This is a genomic window from Acinetobacter pullicarnis (assembly GCF_006352475.1).
Lineage (GTDB): Bacteria > Pseudomonadota > Gammaproteobacteria > Pseudomonadales > Moraxellaceae > Acinetobacter > Acinetobacter pullicarnis.
On the sequence record NZ_VCMZ01000001.1, the window covers coordinates 3,336,330 to 3,360,535 of the forward strand.

General features: G+C 42.6%; 24 protein-coding genes and 1 pseudogene. 20 read left to right on the forward strand and 5 right to left on the reverse strand.

The features are described 5' to 3' along the window. The first annotated feature begins 179 nt into the window (after positions 1 to 179). From FD716_RS14840 to FD716_RS14885, 10 genes and pseudogenes are all read left to right on the forward strand, one after another. Complete coding sequence (locus FD716_RS14840) at positions 180 to 2,513, forward strand: TonB-dependent receptor (protein ID WP_139853043.1); 2,334 nt, start codon at positions 180 to 182, stop codon at positions 2,511 to 2,513. A 100-nt stretch (positions 2,514 to 2,613) separates the two neighbouring features. Further along, positions 2,614 to 3,297 carry a Fe2+-dependent dioxygenase gene (locus FD716_RS14845; protein WP_139853044.1) on the forward strand — a complete coding sequence of 228 codons (684 nt, stop codon included), beginning with the start codon at positions 2,614 to 2,616 and terminating at the stop codon, positions 3,295 to 3,297. Between the two features lie 318 nt (positions 3,298 to 3,615). Further along, positions 3,616 to 5,310, forward strand: a complete 1,695-nt coding sequence (leuA, locus tag FD716_RS14850; protein WP_139853045.1) for a 2-isopropylmalate synthase — start codon at positions 3,616 to 3,618, stop codon at positions 5,308 to 5,310. Positions 5,311 to 5,427: 117 nt separating this feature from the next. Continuing rightward, a complete protein-coding gene (gene metX, locus FD716_RS14855; RefSeq protein WP_139853046.1) occupies positions 5,428 to 6,588 on the forward strand; it encodes a homoserine O-succinyltransferase MetX in 1,161 nt (386 codons plus the stop codon). Then, positions 6,588 to 7,181, forward strand: coding sequence for a methionine biosynthesis protein MetW (gene metW, locus FD716_RS14860; RefSeq protein WP_139853047.1), 594 nt, complete (start codon positions 6,588 to 6,590; stop codon positions 7,179 to 7,181). Before metX ends, metW begins: the two co-directional genes overlap by 1 nt. Next, positions 7,178 to 7,768, forward strand: coding sequence for a tetratricopeptide repeat protein (locus FD716_RS14865; protein ID WP_215895469.1), 591 nt, complete (start codon positions 7,178 to 7,180; stop codon positions 7,766 to 7,768). The genes metW and FD716_RS14865 overlap by 4 nt, the downstream gene beginning before the upstream one ends. A gap of 139 nt (positions 7,769 to 7,907) precedes the next feature. Continuing rightward, on the forward strand, positions 7,908 to 8,531 hold the full coding sequence (gene rdgB, locus FD716_RS14870; RefSeq protein ID WP_139853048.1) for an RdgB/HAM1 family non-canonical purine NTP pyrophosphatase: 624 nt from the start codon (positions 7,908 to 7,910) through the stop codon (positions 8,529 to 8,531). 166 nt (positions 8,532 to 8,697) lie between these two features. Next, positions 8,698 to 8,922 carry a Sec-independent protein translocase subunit TatA gene (gene tatA / locus FD716_RS14875; protein WP_139853049.1) on the forward strand — a complete coding sequence of 75 codons (225 nt, stop codon included), beginning with the start codon at positions 8,698 to 8,700 and terminating at the stop codon, positions 8,920 to 8,922. Between the two features lie 17 nt (positions 8,923 to 8,939). Continuing rightward, positions 8,940 to 9,186, forward strand: a pseudogene (gene tatB, locus FD716_RS19125) (Sec-independent protein translocase protein TatB); the annotation flags it as partial. Between the two features lie 727 nt (positions 9,187 to 9,913). Continuing rightward, entirely contained in the window at positions 9,914 to 11,908 is a 1,995-nt protein-coding gene (locus FD716_RS14885) for a PhoX family protein (RefSeq protein WP_139853051.1), read from the forward strand. Positions 11,909 to 12,053: 145 nt separating this feature from the next. Here the strand turns inward: FD716_RS14885 and FD716_RS14890 are convergent, their stop codons facing one another. Further along, on the reverse strand, positions 12,054 to 12,929 hold the full coding sequence (locus FD716_RS14890; RefSeq protein ID WP_139853712.1) for an AEC family transporter: 876 nt from the start codon (positions 12,927 to 12,929) through the stop codon (positions 12,054 to 12,056). Between the two features lie 196 nt (positions 12,930 to 13,125). On the opposite strand from FD716_RS14890, the gene tatA (FD716_RS14895) reads away from it, so the two are divergent. The 4 genes from tatA (FD716_RS14895) to FD716_RS14910 all read left to right on the forward strand — a co-directional run bounded on the left by tatA (FD716_RS14895) (position 13,126) and on the right by FD716_RS14910 (position 17,182). Continuing rightward, positions 13,126 to 13,350 (forward strand): Sec-independent protein translocase subunit TatA, encoded by a 225-nt coding sequence (tatA, locus tag FD716_RS14895; RefSeq protein ID WP_139853052.1) that lies wholly within the window; start codon positions 13,126 to 13,128, stop codon positions 13,348 to 13,350. Positions 13,351 to 13,367: 17 nt separating this feature from the next. Continuing rightward, positions 13,368 to 13,919 carry a Sec-independent protein translocase protein TatB gene (gene tatB, locus FD716_RS14900; RefSeq protein ID WP_139853053.1) on the forward strand — a complete coding sequence of 184 codons (552 nt, stop codon included), beginning with the start codon at positions 13,368 to 13,370 and terminating at the stop codon, positions 13,917 to 13,919. 80 nt (positions 13,920 to 13,999) lie between these two features. Continuing rightward, on the forward strand, positions 14,000 to 14,731 hold the full coding sequence (tatC, locus tag FD716_RS14905) for a twin-arginine translocase subunit TatC (RefSeq protein ID WP_228715012.1): 732 nt from the start codon (positions 14,000 to 14,002) through the stop codon (positions 14,729 to 14,731). Positions 14,732 to 14,965: 234 nt separating this feature from the next. Next, the gene (locus FD716_RS14910) at positions 14,966 to 17,182 is read left to right on the forward strand and encodes a PhoX family protein (RefSeq protein ID WP_139853055.1); all 2,217 of its coding nucleotides are present in this window, start codon (positions 14,966 to 14,968) and stop codon (positions 17,180 to 17,182) included. Between the two features lie 62 nt (positions 17,183 to 17,244). Here FD716_RS14910 and FD716_RS14915 read toward each other — a convergent pair whose 3' ends face one another. Next, positions 17,245 to 18,012: an NRDE family protein gene (locus tag FD716_RS14915; protein WP_139853056.1), complete on the reverse strand. Its 768-nt coding sequence runs from the start codon at positions 18,010 to 18,012 to the stop codon at positions 17,245 to 17,247. Between the two features lie 92 nt (positions 18,013 to 18,104). On the opposite strand from FD716_RS14915, the gene lgt reads away from it, so the two are divergent. The 4 genes from lgt (at position 18,105) to FD716_RS18940 (ending at position 20,033) form a co-directional block, all read left to right on the forward strand. Further along, the gene (gene lgt, locus FD716_RS14920; RefSeq protein WP_139853057.1) at positions 18,105 to 18,923 is read left to right on the forward strand and encodes a prolipoprotein diacylglyceryl transferase; all 819 of its coding nucleotides are present in this window, start codon (positions 18,105 to 18,107) and stop codon (positions 18,921 to 18,923) included. Positions 18,924 to 19,086: 163 nt separating this feature from the next. Next, complete coding sequence (locus tag FD716_RS14925) at positions 19,087 to 19,473, forward strand: hypothetical protein (RefSeq protein ID WP_139853058.1); 387 nt, start codon at positions 19,087 to 19,089, stop codon at positions 19,471 to 19,473. Next, positions 19,470 to 19,841 (forward strand): hypothetical protein, encoded by a 372-nt coding sequence (locus tag FD716_RS14930; protein ID WP_139853059.1) that lies wholly within the window; start codon positions 19,470 to 19,472, stop codon positions 19,839 to 19,841. Before FD716_RS14925 ends, FD716_RS14930 begins: the two co-directional genes overlap by 4 nt. Positions 19,842 to 19,859: 18 nt before the next feature. Further along, positions 19,860 to 20,033: a hypothetical protein gene (locus FD716_RS18940; protein WP_171477057.1), complete on the forward strand. Its 174-nt coding sequence runs from the start codon at positions 19,860 to 19,862 to the stop codon at positions 20,031 to 20,033. Positions 20,034 to 20,042: 9 nt separating this feature from the next. Here the strand turns inward: FD716_RS18940 and FD716_RS14935 are convergent, their stop codons facing one another. After that, positions 20,043 to 20,387, reverse strand: a complete 345-nt coding sequence (locus tag FD716_RS14935) for a winged helix-turn-helix transcriptional regulator (RefSeq protein ID WP_139853060.1) — start codon at positions 20,385 to 20,387, stop codon at positions 20,043 to 20,045. A 120-nt stretch (positions 20,388 to 20,507) separates the two neighbouring features. Here FD716_RS14935 and FD716_RS14940 point away from each other — a divergent pair, with 120 nt between their 5' ends. Both FD716_RS14940 and ddlA read left to right on the forward strand, forming a co-directional pair. Next, on the forward strand, positions 20,508 to 21,065 hold the full coding sequence (locus FD716_RS14940; protein ID WP_139853061.1) for an NAD(P)H-dependent oxidoreductase: 558 nt from the start codon (positions 20,508 to 20,510) through the stop codon (positions 21,063 to 21,065). Between the two features lie 219 nt (positions 21,066 to 21,284). Then, positions 21,285 to 22,376, forward strand: a complete 1,092-nt coding sequence (ddlA, locus tag FD716_RS14945) for a D-alanine--D-alanine ligase (protein ID WP_139853062.1) — start codon at positions 21,285 to 21,287, stop codon at positions 22,374 to 22,376. 37 nt (positions 22,377 to 22,413) lie between these two features. On the opposite strand, the gene FD716_RS14950 is transcribed toward ddlA, so the two are convergent. Both FD716_RS14950 and FD716_RS14955 read right to left on the reverse strand, forming a co-directional pair. After that, positions 22,414 to 22,944: a CHAP domain-containing protein gene (locus FD716_RS14950; protein WP_139853063.1), complete on the reverse strand. Its 531-nt coding sequence runs from the start codon at positions 22,942 to 22,944 to the stop codon at positions 22,414 to 22,416. Between the two features lie 319 nt (positions 22,945 to 23,263). Next, the gene (locus tag FD716_RS14955; RefSeq protein ID WP_139853064.1) at positions 23,264 to 24,097 is read right to left on the reverse strand and encodes a YwqG family protein; all 834 of its coding nucleotides are present in this window, start codon (positions 24,095 to 24,097) and stop codon (positions 23,264 to 23,266) included. Between the last annotated feature and the right edge of the window lie 109 nt (positions 24,098 to 24,206).

Consider the following 24,206-nt stretch of genomic DNA (forward strand, 5'->3'; position numbering starts at 1 on the left):
AATCTAAAAAACCAATAGAAATTAAAATCAATGACTTGCACTAAATTTTAGAGTTTGTAATCAATTATTACAAACAAGTCCTTCAACTTAATCGTCAAAATCAATTTTAAATTAATGCAATCCTAAATCTTACTGATTATGATTCTCATGATTTTTTAATTAAACGCTAGAGACAAGCAATGTCATTTATTTCAGCACGGAAAAAAATCGTTTCATCCGCGATTGCTTCATCCCTCACCCTGATCACAACTCACGCTATAGCAGATGAACAACAACCAACACAACTGCCAACCATCTATACCAACGCAACACAAGAACAAGGCTTAAAAGTAGACCAATCTGCCAACTCAAAATTTACAGTTCCCTTATTAGATGTTCCAAAATCAGTTTCAGTCATTTCCCAACAACTAATTGAAGACACCAATGTGACTAGCTTGAGCGATGCGCTACGCAACGTTCCTGGTATTACTTTAGGTGCTGGCGAAGGCGGCAATCCAAATGGTGACCGCCCATTTATTCGTGGCTATAACTCAGAAAGTTCGATGTATGTTGATGGCGTACGTAATTCATCTTCGCAAAATCGGGAAATGTTTGCGATTGAACAAGTTGAAGTGATTAAAGGTTCAGCCTCAACCATTGGTGGCGCTGGTGGTACTGGTGGTAGCATTAACATGATCTCTAAGCTTGCCAAAGCCGGTGATTTCGTTGAAGGTTCTGTACAAGGTGGCACCGATGACTATCAACGGATTACCTTAGATGGCAATAAAGATTTCGGCAATGGTATTGCAGCGCGTGTTGCTGTGATGGGACATCACAATGACAAAGCCGGTCAGTCTGATGGTGCTGAGTACAAACGCTTTGGTATCGCACCAAGTATTACTTTTGGCCTAGATACCCCAACCCGTGCAACCTTAAGCTATTATTATTTAAAATCGGATGATACCCCAGATTCAGGTATTCCCTATAACAATCCGTTTTCAGCGACAGACCCCAATGCTGGACTAAATGGTAATGGTAAACCAATCGATGTTGCACAAGGCAATTATTATGGTTGGAAAGATCGTGATTTCCAAAAACAAGAAAATCAAATCGGAACAATTAAGTTAGAGCATGACCTGACTGATGATCTTACCCTGAGTAATACAGCCGTTTACAGTAAGTCTAACAATGACTTTCTTTGGACGAACCCAGATGATTCTAAAGGTAATTTTTATAATAAAACCACGGGTCAGTTAAATGGCAATATCTGGCGTCGTGTTAACTCTCGCGTAGCCAATACGGATACGTTCACCGACCAGCTTGCGTTAGCAGGCAAGTTCAATACAGGTAAATTGCAACATCGTTTTAACTTAGGTGCTGAATATAGCGACCAAAAAACAGACCGCACCCAATATATTATTGATGGCTCAAATTCAACAGGTTCTAACCATAATCAGTGCAATGCTGCGGATATTGCATCAGGTTGGTGTACTTCAGTACAAAATCCGAGCAATCCAAATTGGGTGGGCTCGATTAGCACGACTGGAGCAGATCTATACAATATTCGATCTAAATCAACTGCGGTCTACTTTTTGGATAGTATTGAATTAGATCCTCAGTGGATATTAGATTTAGGACTTCGTTGGGATAGGTTTGATACAAAACAAACCATGACTTATGGGGCACGAAATAGTGCCGTTCTAGGTTCAACAACAACACCGCCAACAGCAAAAGCTGGCGACCAGATCAAACTTAAAAATGATAAAGATTTCATCAACTATCAAGCTGGCATAACATTTAAGCCCGTTGAGAATGGTGCGATCTATGCAAGTTATGCAACATCATCAAACCCTGTGGGTGTCGACGGTGGTGATGGTTCTGAAGGTATTACGGCTGCAATTAACAACCTAAAACCCGAAGAAGTCAAAACCTATGAAATTGGTACCAAGTGGGATGTACTGAACGATAAGTTAAACTTAACTGCTGCGATTTTCCGTACCGAAAAAGACAATACCCGTGCTACCGCAGAAGATGGCACTACTCGCAATATAGGTAAAACCCGTGTTGATGGTATTGAGATTGGTGCAAACGGTAATATCACAGAAAAATGGGCAGTATCTGCCGGTTATACCTATTTAGACAGTGAGCTTGTCGATGGTGGCTTTGTAAATACAGCAGCATCGGGTCAACCTGCCAACTATCAACCTAGTCCTAATAATGGCAAGCAAGTTCAAAATGTAGCGAAAAACAGCGCAACGCTTTGGACCACTTATCAAGTACTGCCAAAACTTAATTTAGGTGTAGGCGCATTGGCGATGGACAAAGTATATGGTAATGCAGCCAATACCAAGTGGGTGCCGGGCTATGTACGCTACGATGCGATGGCACGTTTCGATGTGAATAAAGAGGTGAATTTGCAGCTAAACGTCAATAACTTATCTGATAAACGCTATTTCAATAAAGCTTACTCTTCACACTATGCAACTGAAGCTGAAGGCCGCAGTGCAGTATTGTCATTAAACTTTAAATACTAAAATCTGTTCCATAAAATCCCATATTATTTTTATGGAATTAGATTTAAAATAGCCTCATGATGAGGCTATTTTTTCAATCATTCATTTTATAGGTGCAGTCATGATTCATCATATTCCAAATGTCCTGACGCCAGCACAGGTGCAATATTTTCGACAAGCGATGTCACAAGTTGAATGGGTCAATGGCAAAGTCACAGCAGGAACGCTTTCTGCGACTGTCAAACATAATCAGCAATTGCCTGAAGACCATCCGCTTACCCATGAACTCAGTACCATTATCTTGGAAGCAGTCGGTCAACATCCATTATTTCTATCTGCGGCAATTCCTTTAGACATCATCCCGCCCCTATTTAATCGCTATGAAAAAAGTGAATCCTTTGGCATGCATGTCGACAATGCCATTCGACGCATTCGAGGCAGCAATGAGCGTTTAAGAACTGATTTATCTTGTACTTTGTTTTTATCCGAACCTGAAGAATATGTGGGGGGCGAGCTCGTCATTGAAGACACTTATGGCTTTCATGAAGTTAAGTTACCAGCAGGAGACTTATTGCTCTACCCAGCCACCAGCTTACATGAAGTCACTGCGATTACAGAGGGTTGTAGAATTGCCTCATTCTTTTGGGTACAAAGTATGGTGCGTGATGATGCTGAACGACATCTGCTGTTTAACCTTGATCAGAGTATTCAAAACCTACGTCTCCAATTGGGCGATGCACATCTTGAAGTTATTAAACTAACCAATATGTATCATAATCTTATACGTAAATGGGCTGAGCTTTGATCTACTCGCCTGCACACTCAAGCGCATTGAAAAGACAAAAATATAATTTTCAGTTAGCAATTGACAGTACATGTTTAATGGCGTAATTTTATGTATATGAATAAATACCCATCTATTCTCGCCCTCCTCCCTTTAACAAGCGACTCCCTAAGCTTGTTCTTTATGCTGCGCCCCGCGCGCGCATAATAAAAACTGCCATTTTGGCTTCGACCCCATATTAAAGTTTGAAAGACTTATAAACAGATATAAATTTATATTTAGTTGCACGTTGCTTATACCTAAAATTTAAGCATGCGATGTGATCTAAGGAGTTCTGAAATGATGTTGGCTGATCCAAGTAAAAAATACCGTCGTATGTATCAACGTGTCGACTTAGCAGACCGTCAATGGCCGAATAACGAAATCAACAAAGCGCCTATTTGGATGAGTACCGACCTTCGTGACGGTAACCAAGCGATTTTTGAGCCGATGAACCTCGAACAGAAATTTAAAATGTTCCAGATGTTGGTTAAAATTGGCTTTAAGCACATTGAAATTGGCTTTCCTTCTGCATCGCAAATTGATTTTGACTTTACCCGTAAACTCATTGAAGAAAATCATATTCCAGATGATGTCTATATCGAGGTATTGGTTCAAGCACGTGATCACCTCATTGAGCGTACCTTCGAATCTTTAGCGGGTGCTAAACGTGCCATCGTGCATATCTATAATTCAAACTCACCAACTTTCCGTCAAAAAGTTTTAAATGTTGATGTTGCTGGTGCAAAAGCCTTGGCCATGAATGCTGCTGAAAGAGTCAAGCATTATGCAGCGCAATACCCTGAAACTGAATGGATTTTCCAGTATAGCCCTGAATGTTTTACTGCAACTGAGCTTGAAGTTGCCAAAGACGTTTGTGATGCCGTCACTGAAATTTGGGAAGCATCTGCGGAAAACAAGGTTATTTTAAACTTGCCTGCCACCGTAGAAGTATCCTCTCCAAACGTCTATGCAGACCAAATTGAATGGATGCATCGTAATATTGCACGACGTGAAGGTGTGATTATTTCTGTGCATTGCCACAATGACCGTGGTTGCGGTATTGCAGCCTCTGAGCTTGCCATCATGGCTGGCGCAGATCGGGTCGAAGGTTGTGTATTTGGAAATGGTGAACGTACCGGTAACGTTGACGTTGCAGCGATTGCCTTAAATATGTATTCACAAGGTGTTGCACCAGAATTAGATTTCTCCAACATTAATGAAATCATTGCAACCGTTGAAGAATGTACTGGCTTACCCGTACATCCACGTCATCCGTATGCAGGCGATTTGGTCTTTACTGCATTCTCGGGTTCACACCAAGATGCCATTAAAAAAGGCTTTGAGTTCCAAAAAAATCAAGAAATTTGGGACATGCCTTACTTGCCAATCGATCCTAAAGACTTAGGTCGTGACTACGATGCAGTGATTCGTGTCAACAGTCAGTCTGGTAAAGGTGGGATCGCTTACTTATTAGAAGCCAATTACAATGTGGTATTACCACGTCGCATACAAATTGAGTTCTCTCAAATCGTACAGCAAGTAACGGATGAGCAAGGAACTGAAATTACGGCACAAGAAATTTGGAAATTATTCAAAAGCACGTATGTTGCTGTAAAAGATGGTTTCTACTCAAGTAAGAACTATCGTCTGTCTGATGACAATGGTAAACAAGTCATTGAACTTGATATTGCCATCAATGGTGAAGTACAACACTTACGTGGTGAAGGCAATGGCCCTATTTCTGCCATTTTAGATGCCTTACAACTACCAATTGATGTATTGAACTATGAAGAGCGCAGCGTAAGTTCAGGTGCAAGTGCCAAAGCCTTAGCACTGATTGAATTACAAGTGAAAGGTACTGGACGTTCAGCCTTTGGTGCCGGTGTACATGACAACATCGTAACGTCATCAATTGAAGCCATTATTGCTTGTGTCAACCGCTTGGTTGAGCAAGGTGTACTCGATCAAGTACGCCGTACTGTAGACGTTTAAAGGCTTTGTAGGCCGCGAAACACGCGGCCTTATGCACTAAAAAGACTTTAGAAAGGATACCCTCGATGGTATCCTTTTAATATTGATATTCATCATATTTTAAGGCGAATTATACCTGTGTCTTTCCCAGCTGACTCAGTGGGTTTAGTAAGCCCACAAAAGTACCAATTTGAACAGCCTTTAGCACTCGAATGTGGTCGTGTTCTGCCACGTTTTGAAATCATGGTCGAAACTTATGGCACCTTAAACGCGGACCATTCTAATGCGATTTTAATCTGCCATGCACTTTCTGGGCATCATCATGCTGCGGGTTATCATCATCTTGATGATAAAAAAGCAGGTTGGTGGGATGCCTGTATTGGTCCGAATAAAGCCATTGATACCAATGCGTTTTTTGTAGTCGCCATTAACAATATTGGCGGTTGCCATGGTTCAACTGGCCCGACTTCGCCCAATCCAGAAAATGACAATCTGCCCTACGGCCCAGACTTTCCCTTAGTGACTGTCCGTGACTGGGTCAAAACCCAAGCCATGCTTTCAGATCGTTTGGGAATTGATGTTTGGTATTCGATTATTGGTGGCTCACTCGGTGGTATGCAGGCCTTACAATGGTCACTTGATTATCCAGCACGTTTGAAAAAATGTGTCATTATCGCCAGTGCACCAAAATTGTCGGCACAGAATATCGCCTTTAATGAGGTTGCTCGTCAGTCCATCTTGTCCGATCCAGATTTCCATAATGGTCGCTATCTCGAACATGATAGCTATCCCAAACGTGGCTTAATCTTGGCACGTATGGTTGGCCACATTACCTATCTCTCCGAAGAAGCCATGAAACAGAAATTTGGCCGTGATCTCAAGTCTGGCAAATTTATGTATGGCTTTGATGTGGAGTTTCAGGTTGAAAGTTATTTGCGTTATCAAGGTGAACAGTTTAGTCGTAACTTTGATGCCAACACCTATCTGATCATGACCAAGGCCTTGGATTATTTTGATCCATCACGTGAACACGAACTTTCCTTACAGAAAGCAATGGCGCAAACACAATGCCAATTCTTACTGGTGTCCTTTACCACTGACTGGCGTTTTACCCCTGCACGTTCTGTTGAAATCGTTGATGCCCTCATTAGCAATCACAAACCCGTGAGCTATGTGGATATTGATGCAGAACAAGGTCATGATTCATTTTTATTCCCTATTCCCTTATATGTTAAATCCTTACGTGCTTTCCTTGGCGGTGAGAAACTACTTCAGTCGACCCCGAAGGAGGCAATCTAATGCGTATTGATCATCAACTGGCAGAAAAGTGGATTAAGCCCGATTCAAGCGTTTTAGACTTGGGTTGTGGCGATGGTGAGCTACTCGCGCACATGAGCAAAAAGCATAATATCCGCGCGTATGGCTTAGAAATTGACCAGGAAAAGATTGCAATTGCAGTCAGCAGAGGGTTAAATATTATCCAACAAGATCTAAACTTAGGTTTAGAACGTTTTGCTGATCAGTCATTTGACTATGTAGTCATGGCACAAGCTTTGCAGGCTGTGGATGCACCAGATGTGCTTTTACGTGACATGGTTCGCGTTGGAAAACAAGCAATTATCACCTTTCCCAACTTTGCTTACTGGAAGACACGTTCCTTCCTTGCATTGAAGGGCAAAATGCCTGTTTCTGAAGCATTACCATATATGTGGTATAATACGCCAAATATTCACTTATGCACTTTTCGTGACTTTGAAGCACTCTGTGCTGAAAATCATATAAAGATTACTAATCGACTTGCCGTGAATGGGAACCAACAAGGCAGCTTACTCAGTAAGTACAGCCCCAATTTGTTTGGTGAAGTCGCAATTTACCGAGTGAGCGCTCTATGAAAAAATTTTTATTAGGCAGTACTTTTGCTTTTGGTTTGCTTAGCATGCAAGTCCATGCTGACTATATGCCACAAAAACAATCAACGTCTTCAATGGCGGCACAATATGCGCATATGTCGATTCAAGACCTTAGTAAAGCCGCAAAAGCAGGTCAGCCTGCAGCTCAATTTTATTTAGCGATGCATTACCAATCTGGTAAAGAAATTAAACAAGATATTAAACAAGCATTTGCTTGGTATAAAGCAGCAGCAGATCAGGGTATTTCTTCTGCACAATTAAATGTCGGCCGTATGTATGCAGACGGTATGGGCGTTTCAAAAAATGATGTTCTTGCGCGTCAATACTTCGAAAAAGCCGCAAGCCATGGTGATAACCGTGCCAGCTTCAATCTTGCAGTCATGGAAGAGCAAAAGAAAAACTATATTGGTGCATATCAATGGTATGAGTTATCTACCCGTGATGGCATGCTCGACAATAAAGTCATGAACTTGTCTGAAACCAAAAAAACGGCACTTGCTGTAAACCTCACTCAAGACCAAATTCGTACTGCACGTGAACGTGCAGACAAGTGGATCCAAGCACAATAATCACGCTTTCCATCTGAGCACCTTCGGGTGCTTTTTTTATGCCTAGACTTTCTGCTTTTGCAGCCGAAAAGATTGCACAGCCAAGCGATTAAAATCAGTTAAAATACAGCCCTAAATTTAGATTTTGAGTAATAAAACAATGTCAGCACAGGCTTGGTTGTCGCAAGATCAGTTGGTTCTTGCCAGTAATAACGCAGGGAAAATCGCAGAATTTGAACAACTCTTTGCACAGTTGGCTTTGCCAATTCGCGTGATTGCACAAGGTAAACTGGATATTGAAGATGCCATTGAAGATGGCTTAAGTTTTGTCGAAAATGCCATTATTAAAGCCCGTCATGCTTCACGCCGCTCAGGTCGACCTGCAATTGCAGATGACTCAGGTCTTTGTGTCCCAATTTTAGGTGGTGCACCGGGTATTTACTCGGCACGTTATGCTGGCGAACACGGCGATGATGCGGCAAACAACCTTAAATTACTACAAGACGTTCAGCCACTACGCCAAGCAGGCCAAGCCATTGATGCCATGTTTGTATGTGTATTGGCCTTGGTTCAGCATGCAGATGATCCGCTGCCACAGATTTTCCAAGGCACTTGGTCAGGTGAGCTACTCGACGCGCCACGTGGTGAGCATGGCTTTGGCTATGATCCATTATTTTGGCTACCCAATTTGGGCTTAAGCAGTGCAGAGCTAAGCAAAACTGAAAAAAACAAAATCAGTCACCGCGGTCAAGCTATGCAGCTCTTTAAACAAAGTATTGCCTAAACTCATTTCACCTCTGCTTGTGGCCTCACCTCGGTGCTACAACGTTTAAAACCACACAATAATTTCTCGACGCTGCAACTTGCTGTCTTTAAATTGCAATATTTTCGTCACCGCCCTGTCATCTATAGCTGCTGAGATATCTAGTATTATCAAAGGAGTATTTAAGATGGCAGGATTATCGATTTGGCACGTACTGATTTTCGCAGTGGTGGTCATTTTATTGTTTGGTACCTCTAAGCTGAAGAACTTGGGCAAAGATGTCGGTGGTGCAGTCAAAGACTTTAAAAAATCGATCAAAGACGATGAAGCACCTACTGCTGCAATCAATGAACCACATACGGTCGAACATCAAAATAAGATGACTGATGTGAATTCTTCAGTAAAGCACTGATGCGAAGGGAATAACACATGTTAGATGTCGGCTTCTCAGAACTGCTGGTGTTTGGGATTATTGCACTTTTGGTTCTCGGCCCTGAAAAACTACCTCAAGCCGCACGTGCCACCGCAAAAGGTTACGGTAAATTTAAACGCTTTGTTGGCACCATTCAAAATGAAATTGACCAGCAGTTGAATCTCTCTGAATTACGACAGGAAATGCAGGCTGAGATCAGTCGTATTTCAGAACTTGAGCGCCGTATGACGCAGCAATTTGCGGATTTACAAAGCAATCTAGCCACACCACTCATCAGTCCTGATTCTAGCAGTCAACCACACTATGTGTTGCTGAGCTCGCACCGTTTAAATCTACCTTTCACGCTTGAATACCAACACCGTTTGATGAACTCAGTCGTGGCGCCAGTAGAAGCAAGCGTCTCTGCGGCATCTGGCGATACCGCTGAGATCGTACCTCATACGGAAACAACGCTATTTGAACAGGCCATGCTGGCCGTAGAAACGGCAGTATCTCCTGAAACTGATACCACTAAAACCATCATGACATCTGAAGCAACCAGCTTGCATGATGCCACCAGTCAATCTGAAGTGCCCAATGCGCCTGACACAGCCAAGACACTTGAGGAAAAAACAGCTGCGCCAGAAATAATTCCAGCAGCAGAATCGACAGCACCCTCTTTAAGGCTAGTGGTGTAGTGCCTTGCTCACGCTTCCCCCAAAATGAGCTCCTTGCGAATCGTGAACTGCCCTACCATGTGGGGCCACGCCTTTTGATTGCATGACTTGAATGCAATGCGCGGTATTGCCTTAGAAGCTGTAGAACGTATAAAGTCAGCCACCACCCAAAAAAACTAGAAAAAATATCAACCTAGCAAGCAATAACGAAGCGCAATTGTCTTCAAATTGACTTAAAAATGTAAAAGAAACGTCATCCAGCCTAAATACAATCAGAGCAAATCCGATCCGCTCACACCCTTGATGGACCAATTATGACAACTTCTTCACCACAACCTAGCCGTCGCGATATTTTAAAGTGGTTTGCAGGCATTCCATTTTTACCACTTGGGGCTATGACTACTGCTGCTGCACTCACAGGCTGTAATGACGATAAAGACAGCGTTACACCACCCGTGAATGCTGCAAAATTAAAAACCGCAACATTTACTCCGATGCAAGCGCCATCACTGAATGATGCGGCTGCGATGGCAACCACTACGGTTGGATCAACCTTGGCAATCACCTGGGATGACAACAGCAAAACAGAATACAAACTGGGTTATAAAGCATTTTTCAATACTGGGGCTGAAGTTGCTCAACTCTCAGGTGGAAAAATCTTGGCTGGTGGTTATTTTGACATCAACAATAAACCGATTATGGACAAATCTATCAGCGGCAAAGAACGTCAATTTTTCTCTGACTGCCCAGATGGCTCATCCTTAATCCATGTACCAGATGCCAAAGTGGCAGATGTCGCCAATCCAGTATTTCATGTGGTTCAATTTGAATACGCCAGCAAAAACCTTGCAAAACAAGATATGTATGGCAAGTTACCTTCGCCAATTGCAATCTTGACGCTAGATCAAAATCAAAAAACAGGGCATTTAGAGCTCAAAAAATACCACAACGTGGATATGTCTAAAGTCCATGGCTTGTGGATTACCTGTGGTGCGAGCCTATCACCATGGAATACCCATCTATCTAGCGAAGAATATGAGCCCGATGCATTCAACCAAATTGGGACTTCTTTAAGTACCCTAAAAGCGTTCAGTAGCAATTTGTACGGTGATGAAAATAAAGCCAATGTCTACAACTACGGCCATATGCCGGAGATTATTTTAGATGGCAAAGGTGGCGCAACTGCGATTAAACATTATTGTTTAGGTCGTATCTCACATGAATTAATTCAAGTGATGCCGGATAATCGCACTGCATTAATGGGCGATGACTTCACCAATGGTGGCCTGTTCATGTTTGTGGCTGACAAAGCCAAAGACTTGTCTGCGGGTACACTCTATGTTGCGAAATATACTGCGGAACTCAACGAAACCTCTACAGCACCAATTCAATGGATCAAGCTTGGCCATGCGACAAGCAAAACCATTGATGATCTGGTCAATGTTCGTAAAATCAAAGCAGAAAATATTTTTGACAGTTTGACTGAAGCACCTCAAGACGCGACTGGCTATACCCAAATCATCCTTGATAAAAAAACGCTTTGGATCAAGTTAAAAGAAGCTAACAATGGCTTCACTAAAGAAGAAATTGAACTGGCTGCTGCGTTCCTTGAAACTCACCGTTATGCTGCACTCAAAGGTGGCAGTATGGCATTTACCAAAATGGAAGGCACCACAGTCAATATTAAAGACAAAGTGGCTTATTCTGCTTTGGCAAATATCCAAGATTCGATGATTGAAGGTAAGACAGGTTGGGTTGCAGGACACAATATCAAGTTCAAGAAAGTCATTAAAGCTGGTGGCGTACTTGCACATGACATGAAAGGCAGCCAACTTGATGACAAAGAAGCTCTAATTAACAGTGAATGGATACCATTCCAAAGTCATATGCTGATCATGGGTGAAGATATTCCTGCTGATGCGCTTGGTAATACAGCAAACCCAAATAAAATTGCGAGTCCTGATAATATTAAGTTCTCAGAAACCTTGCGTACTTTGTTTATTGGCGAAGACAGTGGTAACCACGTCAATAACTTCTTATGGGCTTACAATATCGATAGCAAAGCACTTGTACGCATTCTGTCTACACCTGCTGGTGCAGAGGCGACTGGCTTACATGCCGTTGACTCAATCAATGGCTGGACCTACATCATGAGTAACTTCCAGCATCCTGGTGACTGGGGCGGTATTCACAATGTGGTTAAAGACCAATTAACCCCACTCATCGAGCAGAACTATGATGGTGGTTATGCCGCATCAGTGGGTTATATCACGGCTGATCCAATGCCATCAGTTGTGAAAAAAGTTTAATTTATTCGTTACTTGCTGGTCTTTCTAACTAACCCAGACCATTCAACGTTGGCCTTTATTGTTGAATAAGACCCGCATAAAAAATACCGACCTTGTGTCGGTATTTTTTATGGGAAAAATAAACTGATATGGGCCAAATTGAGATTCATAGCATGTGCAGTACAGCCGCATAAATGACAATGACCCCACAACTCACAAGCGTTCCTGCTGCAATATACTTGGCTGAAGTCCCAGTACCCTGATAATGGTTTTCCAACGCCACAATATTGGCTGCTGGCGGTAAACAAAATAATAAAAACAAAGACCCCAGCGCATGCGGTAAATCGGTCAATGGAAAATAAAAATACACCAACGTACAAATCAGCATACCGCAGCAGAGTTTCAACATCGCCACTTTGGCACTGTGCCACACGTCGTCCCATGCAATTCGAGTCTGCCGTAACCACATCCCCAGCACACACATTCCACTAAAGCTCATTGCCCATTTTGCAAATAGATAAACTGCATCTATCCACTGATGTTGATCTAAATACTGAACTTGCAGCAAACGTAACAGTCCCGCAATCGCTAAAGCAATCACGGGTGGAGACTGGATGACTTTTTTAACAATCTTACCAAGTGGTTGCGTTTCTGTGCTAACAGCACTGACTGCCCAAACATTGCCAAATAAGGAAACACCGATATACAGCGCAATCATCGGTGCGCTGGCTTCAGGGCCAAACAGTGCAATCGCAATTGGAAAACCCAACCACGCCATATTGGTATAGCTAAAGCACAAGGCTTGTACACGGTCTTTATAAAGCAATGCATATAGCGCAAACAATACAATCGCGGTGCACAGACTCAGCAACACCAAACTTAAGCTGCCCTCTCGGTAATACACCATATTGTAGATGATCACGATTGGAATCAGCACACGGGTTAACACGGCCGAGAGCAGGGTTTTGAGCGCAGTGGCATTTGAGCAGTTGGCCAAGATCAAACCGCTGATCAAGGAAAACAAAGGGAATAATAAAACCACAGATGAACTTCTAGTATTTAATTTCCGCTTGATACTAGCATGGCTAAATGTTTGGCAGCCAGCGTATTGGCTTAGCCTTGGCATCACATAAACACCGTGCAGTGATGGAGTGTTGTCTTCGAATTGCAACAATTTGGTCACGGCCTTGTCATCAATAACTGCTGAGATAGCTAGCATTATCAAAGGAGTATTAAAGATGGCTGGCTTATCAATTTGGCATGTGCTGATTTTTGCCATTGTGGTGATTTTATTGTTCGGTACTGCAAAACTAAAGAACCTCGGCAAAGATGTCGGTGGAGCAGTTAAAGACTTTAAAAAATCGATTAAAGAAGATGAAGCCACGACAGCAGCACTGAATGAGCCGCGTACCTTGGAGCACCAAAGCAGCACCACAGATACAAACGCAACAGTGAAACACTAAGCTGGGAGGCGCTAGGCATGCTTGATATCGGATTCTCTGAACTTTTGGTTTTTGGCATTATTGGCCTGTTGGTTCTCGGACCAGAGAAACTGCCGCAGGCCTTACGTTCTGCTGCACGCTATTATCATAAATTCAAAAGCACCATCAGCAATCTACAAAATGATATTGATCGTGAATTACGTGTCTCAGAGTTACGTGAGCAAATGAAAAATGAAATGGACCGCATTCAAGCACTTGAACAAAAAATGCAGGCGCAAATGCAACAGTTACAACAACAAAAAATAATGGATGAACCCGCGCAAGCCGCTGCAGAAATGCAGTCCAGCATGCAGGTTAAGACCGCAACCGTTGCACCTTCGCCAATGTATGCACCATTAAGTGAGCAGCACCCCTTGCATCATAAACAACGACGTCAACAAGCAGCGTCTCATCCACAAGATGGGATGTATGCCGCGATGCCACTGACTTATTGTGCGACAGCTTGGTTCAAGCAAGATCGTTGCAATCGTACAAGTTCAGTGCCTTATCCTTACCCCGCATTGAACACAGATTATCAGGTGGCCGTATGAGCAACTCACTCAGTCCAGAAATACTACAACCCGCAGTAGCAAAGGCCAATGATGCAGAAGATCAAGCATCGTTGGCTGCAATGCCCATCACTCAACATTTAACCGTTCTTCGCCAGCATTTGGTCAAAATCGTCGCGGTATTACTGGGCTTCTTTTTTTGCTTACTGCCGTTCGCCAATAAAACCTATTCCACCTTGTCCGAACCACTTCGTGCGCAATTACCAGCGCAGTCCACCATGATTGCCACCGATGTGACTGCCACGTTTATGGCACCGTTCAAGCTGAATTTTTTTATTGCAATTTTATTGGCGATGCCTTTTATTATTTATCAGCTCTGGTCCTTTGTGAAACCTGCGTTGTTTGAAAAAGAAAAAAGTCTCGCCTTTCCACTGCTCTTTGGCAGTATCGTGTTGTTCTATGCCGGTATTGCTTTTGCCTACTTCGTTGCCTTGCCATCCATTTTGCACTTTTTTATCAGCGTTTCACCCGATACCGTCGCGCCCATGACCGACATCAACAGTTATCTCAGCTTCTGTTTAAAACTGTTTTTAGTATTCGGTCTCACCTTTGAAATCCCAATTATTACCTTGGTATTAATTTTAATTGGTCTGGTCAACACCCAAACCTTGGTTGAAAAAAGACGCTTTATTATTGTGGGCTGTTTTTTCGTTGCGATGTTTGCCACACCACCAGATGCAATTTCAATGGTGATGCTGGCTGTCCCAATGTGGCTGCTGTTTGAAGTGGGTTTGTTCTTTGGCAAACTATTAGAAAAACGTAAAAATACAGCAGATGCTGAAAGCAATGCCTAACCAATAAAAATAACGATCGCCCGTTTTCCATCACAAGCAGCGCAAGCTGCTTTTTTTTATTACCGCCAAACCAACGAGCCAAATGATTAAACATATAAATTTTCAATAAATAAGACTTTAATAAATAAAAGTTTTTTAACCAAACCATCATCTAACTGTCAAATGACTTAAATATAACTCGATTAGATTGAAGCGATCATTGTTTAGATTAATCAAATACTTAAGGAAAACTCCATGACCGAGCAGACGCCACAGCATGAAGACAATGTTTATGATAGCAATCCATCTGGAAATCCAGAATTCCGTAGTTTATTTGATCAAAAAATCTCACGCCGTAACTTAATTACCAAATCTGCTGGTGGGGCCGTTGCATTAACCCTCGCAACAACTTTAGTTGGGTGTGGCAGCGATGATAACGACAATGTCACTGGAACACTTCCACCTGAGGTTGATAAACAACCCCTTCCAAAAGCTTTAACCTTTAAGCCTGTTGAAAAAAACACATTAAATGCTTTCACCGTACCTGAAGGCTATGAAGCACGCGTTCTTTTCGCTTTGGGCGATCCAATCAACACAGCATATGCAGAATGGGATGATCAAAATATTGCATCAGGTCCAAGCTTTGCTATGCGTTCGGGTGACAATCATGATGGGATGAGCTTTTTTGGCTTAGATCAAGCGAAGGGACGTTATGATGCCCAAGTCTCTGATCAAGGTCTATTGGTCTTAAATCATGAATATATCAACCAAAAACATTTACATCCGATTCCTAACACCACACGTGACTTGATTCGCTCAGAAGACGAAGTCATCCGCGAAGTGAACTGTCATGGTGTTTCGGTTATTCACGTAATCAAAGATCCAAAAACACAAGAAGTTAAAATCAATAAAAACTCGCCATTTAGCCGTCGTATTACCGCTGCATCTCGTATTGAATTTTCTGGGCCAGTGAAAGGCCATGCCTTAGTTAAAACCAAAACCAGCCCAGATGGGTCGTTTACCTTAGGTACGCACAATAACTGTGGTAACGGCTACACCCCTTGGGGCACCTACCTCACCACTGAAGAAAACTTTGATGGCTATCTTGCGCGTAATGCCGATGACAATCGTCAAGACTTGGTCGAAAATGCGCTAACACGTTATAAAATTGACAAAGGTCAAAGTGCTCAATATAAATGGAACACGCCAAAAGCATCGATTTTAAACCAAGACATGTACGATCGTTGGAATACATCGATTACGGCAGACAAGGCAGAAAAAGACTATCGCAATAGCGCCAACTGCTTTGGTTGGATTGTTGAGATCGATCCATTTGATGGCCGTCAAGATCCAGTTAAACGAACAGCATTAGGTCGTTTTGCCCATGAGGACTGTCGCAGCAGTCGTGCCATTCAAGGTCAACAGCTCGCCTTTTATATGGGTGATGACTCTACTGGTGAATATATTTATAAATTTGTCTCCGATGCCAAATGGGATGCAAAAGATGTCAACGGTGGTTATCGCGCTGGCGACAAATATATGAACGCAGGAAAGCTATACGTTGCTAAATTCAACTTCGATGAAGCCACACAAAAGGCACACGGAGAATGGGTTGAGCTCACTATCAATAATTCGCGTATTTCCGCTTATGATAAATATAAGTTTGCTGATCAAGCTGATGTCTTGATTCACACGCGTCTTGCCGCAGATGCCGTGGGTGCGACCAAAATGGATCGTCCAGAATGGTGTGCTGTTAATCCAACGAATGGTGAGGTCTACATTACCCTGACCAATAACTCCAATCGTGGTAAAAGCTATGCAACTGATGCAGCTAACCCACGTAACTACTTCGACCAAGACAGTGGCAAAACTGACCTAAAAGGCAATATCAACGGTCATATTATTCGTCTACGTGAAAGTGAAAACCAAACTACTGCAACCAAATTCGAATGGGATATCTTCTTATTTGGGGCTGAGCAAGATTCACTGCCAAACGTCAACCTTTCTGGTTTAACCGATGCCAATGACTTCTCTAGTCCAGATGGGATGTGGTTTGACCCACGTGGTGTACTGTGGATCCAAACTGATGATGGTGCTTATACAGATGAAACCAACTGTATGATGCTTGCCGCATTACCGGGTCAAGTCGGAGATGGCAGCGTGGCGAAAGCCAAATCTGGTGATCAATCCCAAGTTACGGTTCAAGGAGCAACACTTAACGACAGTAAATTACGTCGTTTCCTCACTGGCCCTTCAGGTTGTGAAATCACTGGCGTGACCATGACACCCGATTACAAAGCCATTTTTGTCAATGTACAGCATCCAGGCGGTGAGTGGCCATCCAACCATCCGAAGGCACTGAATGCAAGCTTAGGCAAAGGCACACGTCCACGTTCTGCAACAGTCGTCATTACCCGCAAAGATGGCAAAATCATTGTGGGTGAAGATCTAGAGCAAGTGAAAAAAGCATAAACCTTTTGCTTGATTTTAAAGCCGCGCCTAGGCCGAGTTAAACTCGGCCTAGGCGTGTTTCATTATATTTGAATTTGAATCAACTCACCTTGCCTTGCACCCTGTTGTGATTTTTCTATCCAATCCAACCCACGGCTGCTGATTCGAAGCAAGTTGGAACAACGTGTGCCATAACTTGGACTTTGAATAAAGGTCGATGACAGTAAATGTTCCATTTCAGCCCGAATGCCCGTTTCAGGTAATAATTGGGGAATGACTTTGCGCTCATCTTCAAGCACCTCCCAAGCTGCCGCACAAATTGCTGTTTCCGCAATATTTTGTTGAAGCATTGGCAAAAATTCTTGGGTAAAACGTTTACGTAAATGTTGGGTCTTTACCCAATCCTCACTCATCAAACCATTGGACACCACATACACCCCATGCGCCAATACTTGCGGTGCTTCCCCCCGATTACTCATATAAACTGCTTGTTGTCGATCCCCCACAAATAAGTTAAAACCGGCATAGTCACATTGGTGTTTATCCAGGGCCTGTGCAAAACGAATCGGACTTTGATCTGTGCTTAAATACTGTTGAATCAACTCACCACGCGAAGTTGTATATTGGGTTTGATCCTGACCATCGCGAAAGTTGGTCACAATCGCCCAACGCCCTGTCGCAGTCACGCCCATCCACGTGCCACCGGACTGTAAATCTTGCCCCGCAATAATCGGGCTATTCGGCCACGTTTTTAATGCTGCGGTCGGTCGCGCATAAAACTCATCTCGATTGGAGATCAGACATAATGGCAATTGATCAAGTAATTGCCATGCAAAAGCTACAATACACATAATTCGGTCTCGCTGAGTTTACACATTGAATGTACAACATTTTTCCGAAGTTTCAGCTAGAATCTGTGCAAAATATTAAACAAGGAGCAGCAATGCTGACCTACCCAAATATTGATCCGGTGGCATTGGCACTCGGACCTGTACAAGTACATTGGTATGGACTGATGTATTTATTAGCATTCTTATGTGCTTGGGGGCTTGCAAATTATCGTGCCAAACAACGCGACAGTTGGAATGCCGAAATGGTCTCCGACTTGGTCTTTTATGGCGCACTTGGTGTGGTACTCGGTGGTCGCTTCGGCTATGTGCTGTTCTATGAATTTGATAAATTTTTAGTTGATCCAATCTGGTTATTTAAAGTCTGGACCGGTGGAATGAGCTTCCACGGCGGTTTTCTGGGTGTGATGTTTGCCATGTTATTTTGGTGCCACAAATACAAGAAAACTTGGTTTGAAACCCTCGATTTTATTGCTCCCTGTGTACCAACAGGTTTGATGTTTGGTCGTTTAGGCAATTTTATTGGCGGTGAACTCTATGGCCGTCAAGTCACTGATCCCAACTTTGCCTTGGGCATGATCTTTCCAACCGATCCCCTGCAACTGATTCGTCATCCATCACAAATCTATCAAGCAATCTGCGAAGGCTTATTGCTGTTTATTCTGTTGTGGTGGTTTAGTAGTAAGCCACGTCCACGTATGGCCGTTTCTGCTGTGTTTTTAATGGGATATGGCGTGGCACGATTTGTGATTGAATTCTTCCGTGAACCTGACGCAGACCAAGGCTATATCTTATTTGGCTGGATGACCAAAGGACAGATTTTATCCTTCCCAATGATCTTGGTTGGTCTCTGGATGATTTGGTATGCCTACAAGAAAAATGTCTTCGACTGGGGCCCACGCAAAAACACATAAATATCAATAGATACAATAAAAACCGAATGGTTTAAATCGGCCGATCCGCAATCTATCTCGGTATAAATTGCGGATCGGCCTTTGTATTTTTCAATATTGAAGCGTAGTTTTATGCTAGAGTTTGCGCACATAAAGCACTGAATAGAATGGTGGGTAAATACAAATGCTTGAGTTTTGGTTTGATCCTAAAATATCGGTACTGCGTAAGTTAGGTATTTTCATGGTGATCGCATTGATTACAGGGACTCTATTTTATATTCAAGCATTGCCACTTGATGCCATTTTAATGTTTGTCGGTACCGGCATTATTTTTCTGATCAGTCGTTATTGCAAACTCTATTTCTTTACTCAAAATCCCAATGGCCGATTAGCACGCCTTTGTACTTGGATTCCGATTGCCATCCTGTTGGCCTTATTGTTTGCCAAAGCACAACAAGAACTGCTGCTGCTTGGTGTACAAGGCATTGGCTTTATGGCCCTAGCAAGCTGTATATTTTCTCCGCTGTCACTGCTGAATAAAAACAACCCACCGCAAGCGCCCAAACAATGATTGATTTCTGGTATTCCGAACGCTGTAGTCGCAACATCAAATTGATGATCTATGCCATGACCATCGGCATTTTATATTACTGCTCAAGCATCGCTAAACTGAATACGCTGTTTAGCAGCATTGCGCTCTTGATCGGCATTTCAATTCATGTGTTTCGGCAGCTACAACTTAAATTCATCTCAGTCGACCATCCACGACCAGGGCTCAACTTGCTACTCAGTAGGCTGCCCTTGCTCGCGCTAATTGTCATCTTGCTGTATTTACCCATGACAGATCGACTGGTTTATTCGGCACAAGTGATCGGTTTTACAGCACTCGGATTCTTTCTGGTGTCGCATTACAGCCAACGCGCGCGACGTGATGATTAAATCGATTGGCTAAAAACAATGGAAAATATTGTGAACTATGCGGTGCTGATGTTAAAAATATCTGAATATCAAGGGCCCGATTTTATTTTAGGTATTTTCAAGAAAATACTTGGTTGTCAGGAGAATATGGCGAATATCTGCCATAACGCTGGATACGAGACCATCACAGATGATCTCGTATTGATGCTTTGATGGCTTAGCTTATTCAATTTTATTTTCACTGCCCCATTGGCACATTAAATCTAAAATTGGTATCAGGGATACCCCACGTGCAGACAAGGAATATTCCACTTTGGGTGGAATTTGTGGATATTCTTTTCGAATAACCAACTGATCTCGTTCTAACTCTTTGAGTGTATTACTCAAGGTTTTAAATGAAATTGTACCGATACAGCGCTTTAACTCATTAAAGCGCATCACGGGCTTATTTTCACTCAGCCAATACATCACAATCATTTTATATTTGCCATTCAGCAAAGAAAGCGTATATCCAAAATGGGTATCTTCAAGCTGAGTATTGGTTGGAGCACATCTATTTTCTGCCATTTTACACTCTCCTTTGGGATAGTATATAACCTAAAATTGCGTACTTCAATCAAGTTAGTTGTTGATCTATACTCCGATTTCGAGTCAAGCATCCTGTATAAATCTGAAGTCGAGGTCGCAATGCAAAAAACATTAGTTATCGTGAGCCATCCGAATATTGATCAATCGATTGTCAATAAACGTTGGATTGAGGAATTAAAAAAACATCCCGATCTGTACACCGTTCATGATCTTTACCAAGCCTATCCCGATGGTAAAATCTCGGTTGAATATGAACAAGCGCTGATTGAGCAGCATGCTCATTTGATTTTACAATTTCCGATCTATTGGTTTAACTGCCCACCATTATTAAAAACATGGTTAGATGATGTATTTAGCTATGGTTGGGCTTATGGCGAAACTGGCGATAAACTTAAACAGCGAAAATTTGGTTTGGCTGTGACTGCAGGTGGCAATCAAACCAGCGACTATGCAAAAAATGGAAGATATCAAACCAGCTTAACGGAGGTGTTGCTGCCATTTTCTCTCACTGCCCAGTATGTTCAAGCCGATTATCAACCTTACTTTGCCTACTATGGTGCAGAACATAATCTAACCACCGAAAACCTTGAACAAAGTGCACAGGCATATATTGAACACTTGGCGACACTTTTTGAGCAACAAGCTTCCGTAGCATGACCCTATTTTTTTAAGCAATGTGCGCTGCTCATCTATAAACAAGGGAGATGATAAGCGCACGAATGCTTCCATCTCTCCCGATCAAAATATGGCTCATAGTGATCGGTTCTTTGATATAAAAACACTTCACTTTCTGATGATTAACACAAATTTAAGCATGCACTTTACAAATTTCAGACTATGCTAGGGACTTCGCATATTTTGAAATGAGTACAGGACGTGAAAAAACTCAGCGTTGGTATTATCTTTGGTGGAAAATCTTCTGAGCATGAGGTTTCACTCCAATCTGCTAAAAACATTATTGAAGCCATTGACCGCAATCGATTTGATATCACCTTGATTGGTATCGACAAACAAGGCCAATGGTTTTTACGCGATCTAAACCGCTTCTTAGAAAATGCAGAGGATCCGCGTCATATTTCACTTGCTGCTTCAGTACGTCCACTGGCCTTACAACCGGGTCATCTCCAACAGCCCTTTTTTGAATCAGCACAACAGCAACAACTCAACCAACTCGATGTCATCTTCCCAATTATTCACGGAACACTGGGTGAAGATGGTTCATTACAAGGCTTATTGGCCTTCGCCAATCTGCCTTATGTCGGTTCTGCCGTATTGGGTTCTGCGGTTTGTATGGACAAAGATCTATGTAAGCGCTTGCTTATGCAGGCTGGTATTGCTGTTGCCCCTTATATCGCGGTTAAAGCGGTTGCGGATGAAGCGGCTTTATTTGAGCAAGCTTCAACTCAACTCGGTCTCCCCTTATTTATCAAACCTGCCAGTCAAGGTTCATCGGTCGGTGTTAGTAAAGTCACCAATGCAGCAGAATTTAGTGCAGGCTTGGCCTTGGCCTTTCGTTATGATCGAAAAGTGCTGATTGAACAAGCCATTGTTGGTCGTGAAATCGAATGTGCGATTTTAGGCAACGATCAACCACAAGCCAGTGTCTGTGGTGAAGTACTGACCCAAGATCAGTTCTACTCTTATGATGCCAAATATATTGATGGCCAATCACGTACTGTGGTCCCTGCCGAGATGCCTAAAGAAATTGAAGCGCAGATTCAAGCAGTTGCATTACGTACCTTTGCGGTACTGGAGTGTGAAGGTCTCGCCCGTGTTGACGTTTTCCTGACCCCAGACAATCAAATCGTGGTCAATGAAGTCAATACCTTACCTGGCTTTACCAATATCAGTATGTATCCGCAACTGTGGCAAGCCAGTGGCTTAAACTATAGCGATCTGATTAGCAATTTAATTGATCTTGCCTTGCAACGTCATCAACTGAATGCCAGTAAACAACACGTTCTTTGATTGAACGCAAGCGCCCTCTCCAGTTTGGAGGGGCTGCTTAAGACCCAAGTCGATAATAGCTATAGGTCACATTTTCCTTATAGACCACATGGCTACTTTGCTTAAAGTCAGATACCCACTCTGCGCCAGAAAATCCAGCGATATGCCCATAAACATGGGCTTTGGTACGCTGAATAATATAAATATCACCCCGTTCTGGATGATCAAAAGCAGGATTAATTCGACGATAACCAATATCCATGAGAGTCTTGCCCCAGTCCGATGCCGCGACAGGATGGTTATCAAAACGTGCACCCGCACTTTCTAATGCAAGACGTATACTCTTCGCACATTTCTGTGAGCTGGTTCTGCTCGAAATACGGGCTAAGCTTTTGGAAAATGTATGAAGATTGATGGCATATTTGGCCTGAACGATGCTTTTCTTCTCTGAATTCTTCGTCAAGGGATTGGCTGGAATGACTTCGCTGTTCTGAATCGTTGCCTTTTTATTATTCTGCTGCTTTGCACGAGCCCTAATCTGATGATGTTCAGCAACATGCTGCTGTTGAACATTGGCGTGATAAGCCATGCTTAAACCTCTCGTTGTTTCAAAAGCATCGATAACTCAGCGGTATAGCCAAGCTATCTTTTGACGAAGCGAGGATATTAAACTTTCAAGCTTAATTTTTTGATCTAAAAAATGTAAGGAAATTTGTAAGATTTGGCTTAAAATTTTTAACTATTTATTTTAAATAAAATTATTTTAGTGTAATCGAACTATGCATTTTCTTGGTCGGCTTGCATTTGTATACTTTTCACACGACTCAGATTGAAGCGCACACCACAACTTCAATCTAAATCATTTTTTAGTGATCTGTTGACTAAATTAAATTTTGTCTAAGCCACAATTAACCACAATCCCAGTTATAAGCGACTTTGGAAAAATCACGCTTTTTTAAATCGGCTGGGTCAATAAAGAAGTTCCCAACCCCAACATCGCCCCACATGATATCGATCCCATTTGCCTGATCACTATCAATTTGCAGCAGCAACACATAGGCTTTTAATTCATCTCGATACTCACGTGGATCGGATTGAGTGAAATACGGATACCCTCCCAGACGATGCCCAGTGCTAGGGAACTGTTCATTATAAGGGTCTAGCCAATCTTCTTGCAGATCAGCGCCTTCAAACTGTTCTTCATAGTCCCAAATATCATCCATCGACAATACTTGGCGCGCAAAATTTTCATCATCGGTACTGATATATTGTGTTTCTACGGCAAAGCTCAGTGCAGACTGCCCTTCAACAGGTGAATAATAGTCCGCATCAAATTGAGCAAAATATTCACTAAAATCTTGATGTAATAAGCTTTCATCCTCAATGACCTGTTCAAAGAACATCACCCGAAAATCTGCTTGTTTTTGTAGATCATCAAAGTCCGCACCGTACAGATCATCACCGCCAATATAGAACTGTAAAATTCCTGAACTTGGATAATCGGGTAGGCTTGGCATTTCTGCAAAATTCATTTGTGCCAACAACTTGAGTGGCTTACCCTCACGATCCATCGGATAGCTTTCTGTCAGTGGTAAATAAGGCATACCACCGATCTGACTTTGCCAGCGTGTGACCGCCGCTGTACCTTGTAGTTCAATCGATACACTCGGTTTCGCGGTTGCCAAAATCTGATCTTTAAATTGCTGTATTTGTGGTGGTAATGCGGCCCAATCCAGACTCATTTGCTTTCCCCATTTGTTATCTATTAAAAAGATCTTGGGTTTAGTATAAACTGCTGGGCTAAACAATAAATCCCACCTGCAAGCGTTGCACGACGGCTATTGACGTCCA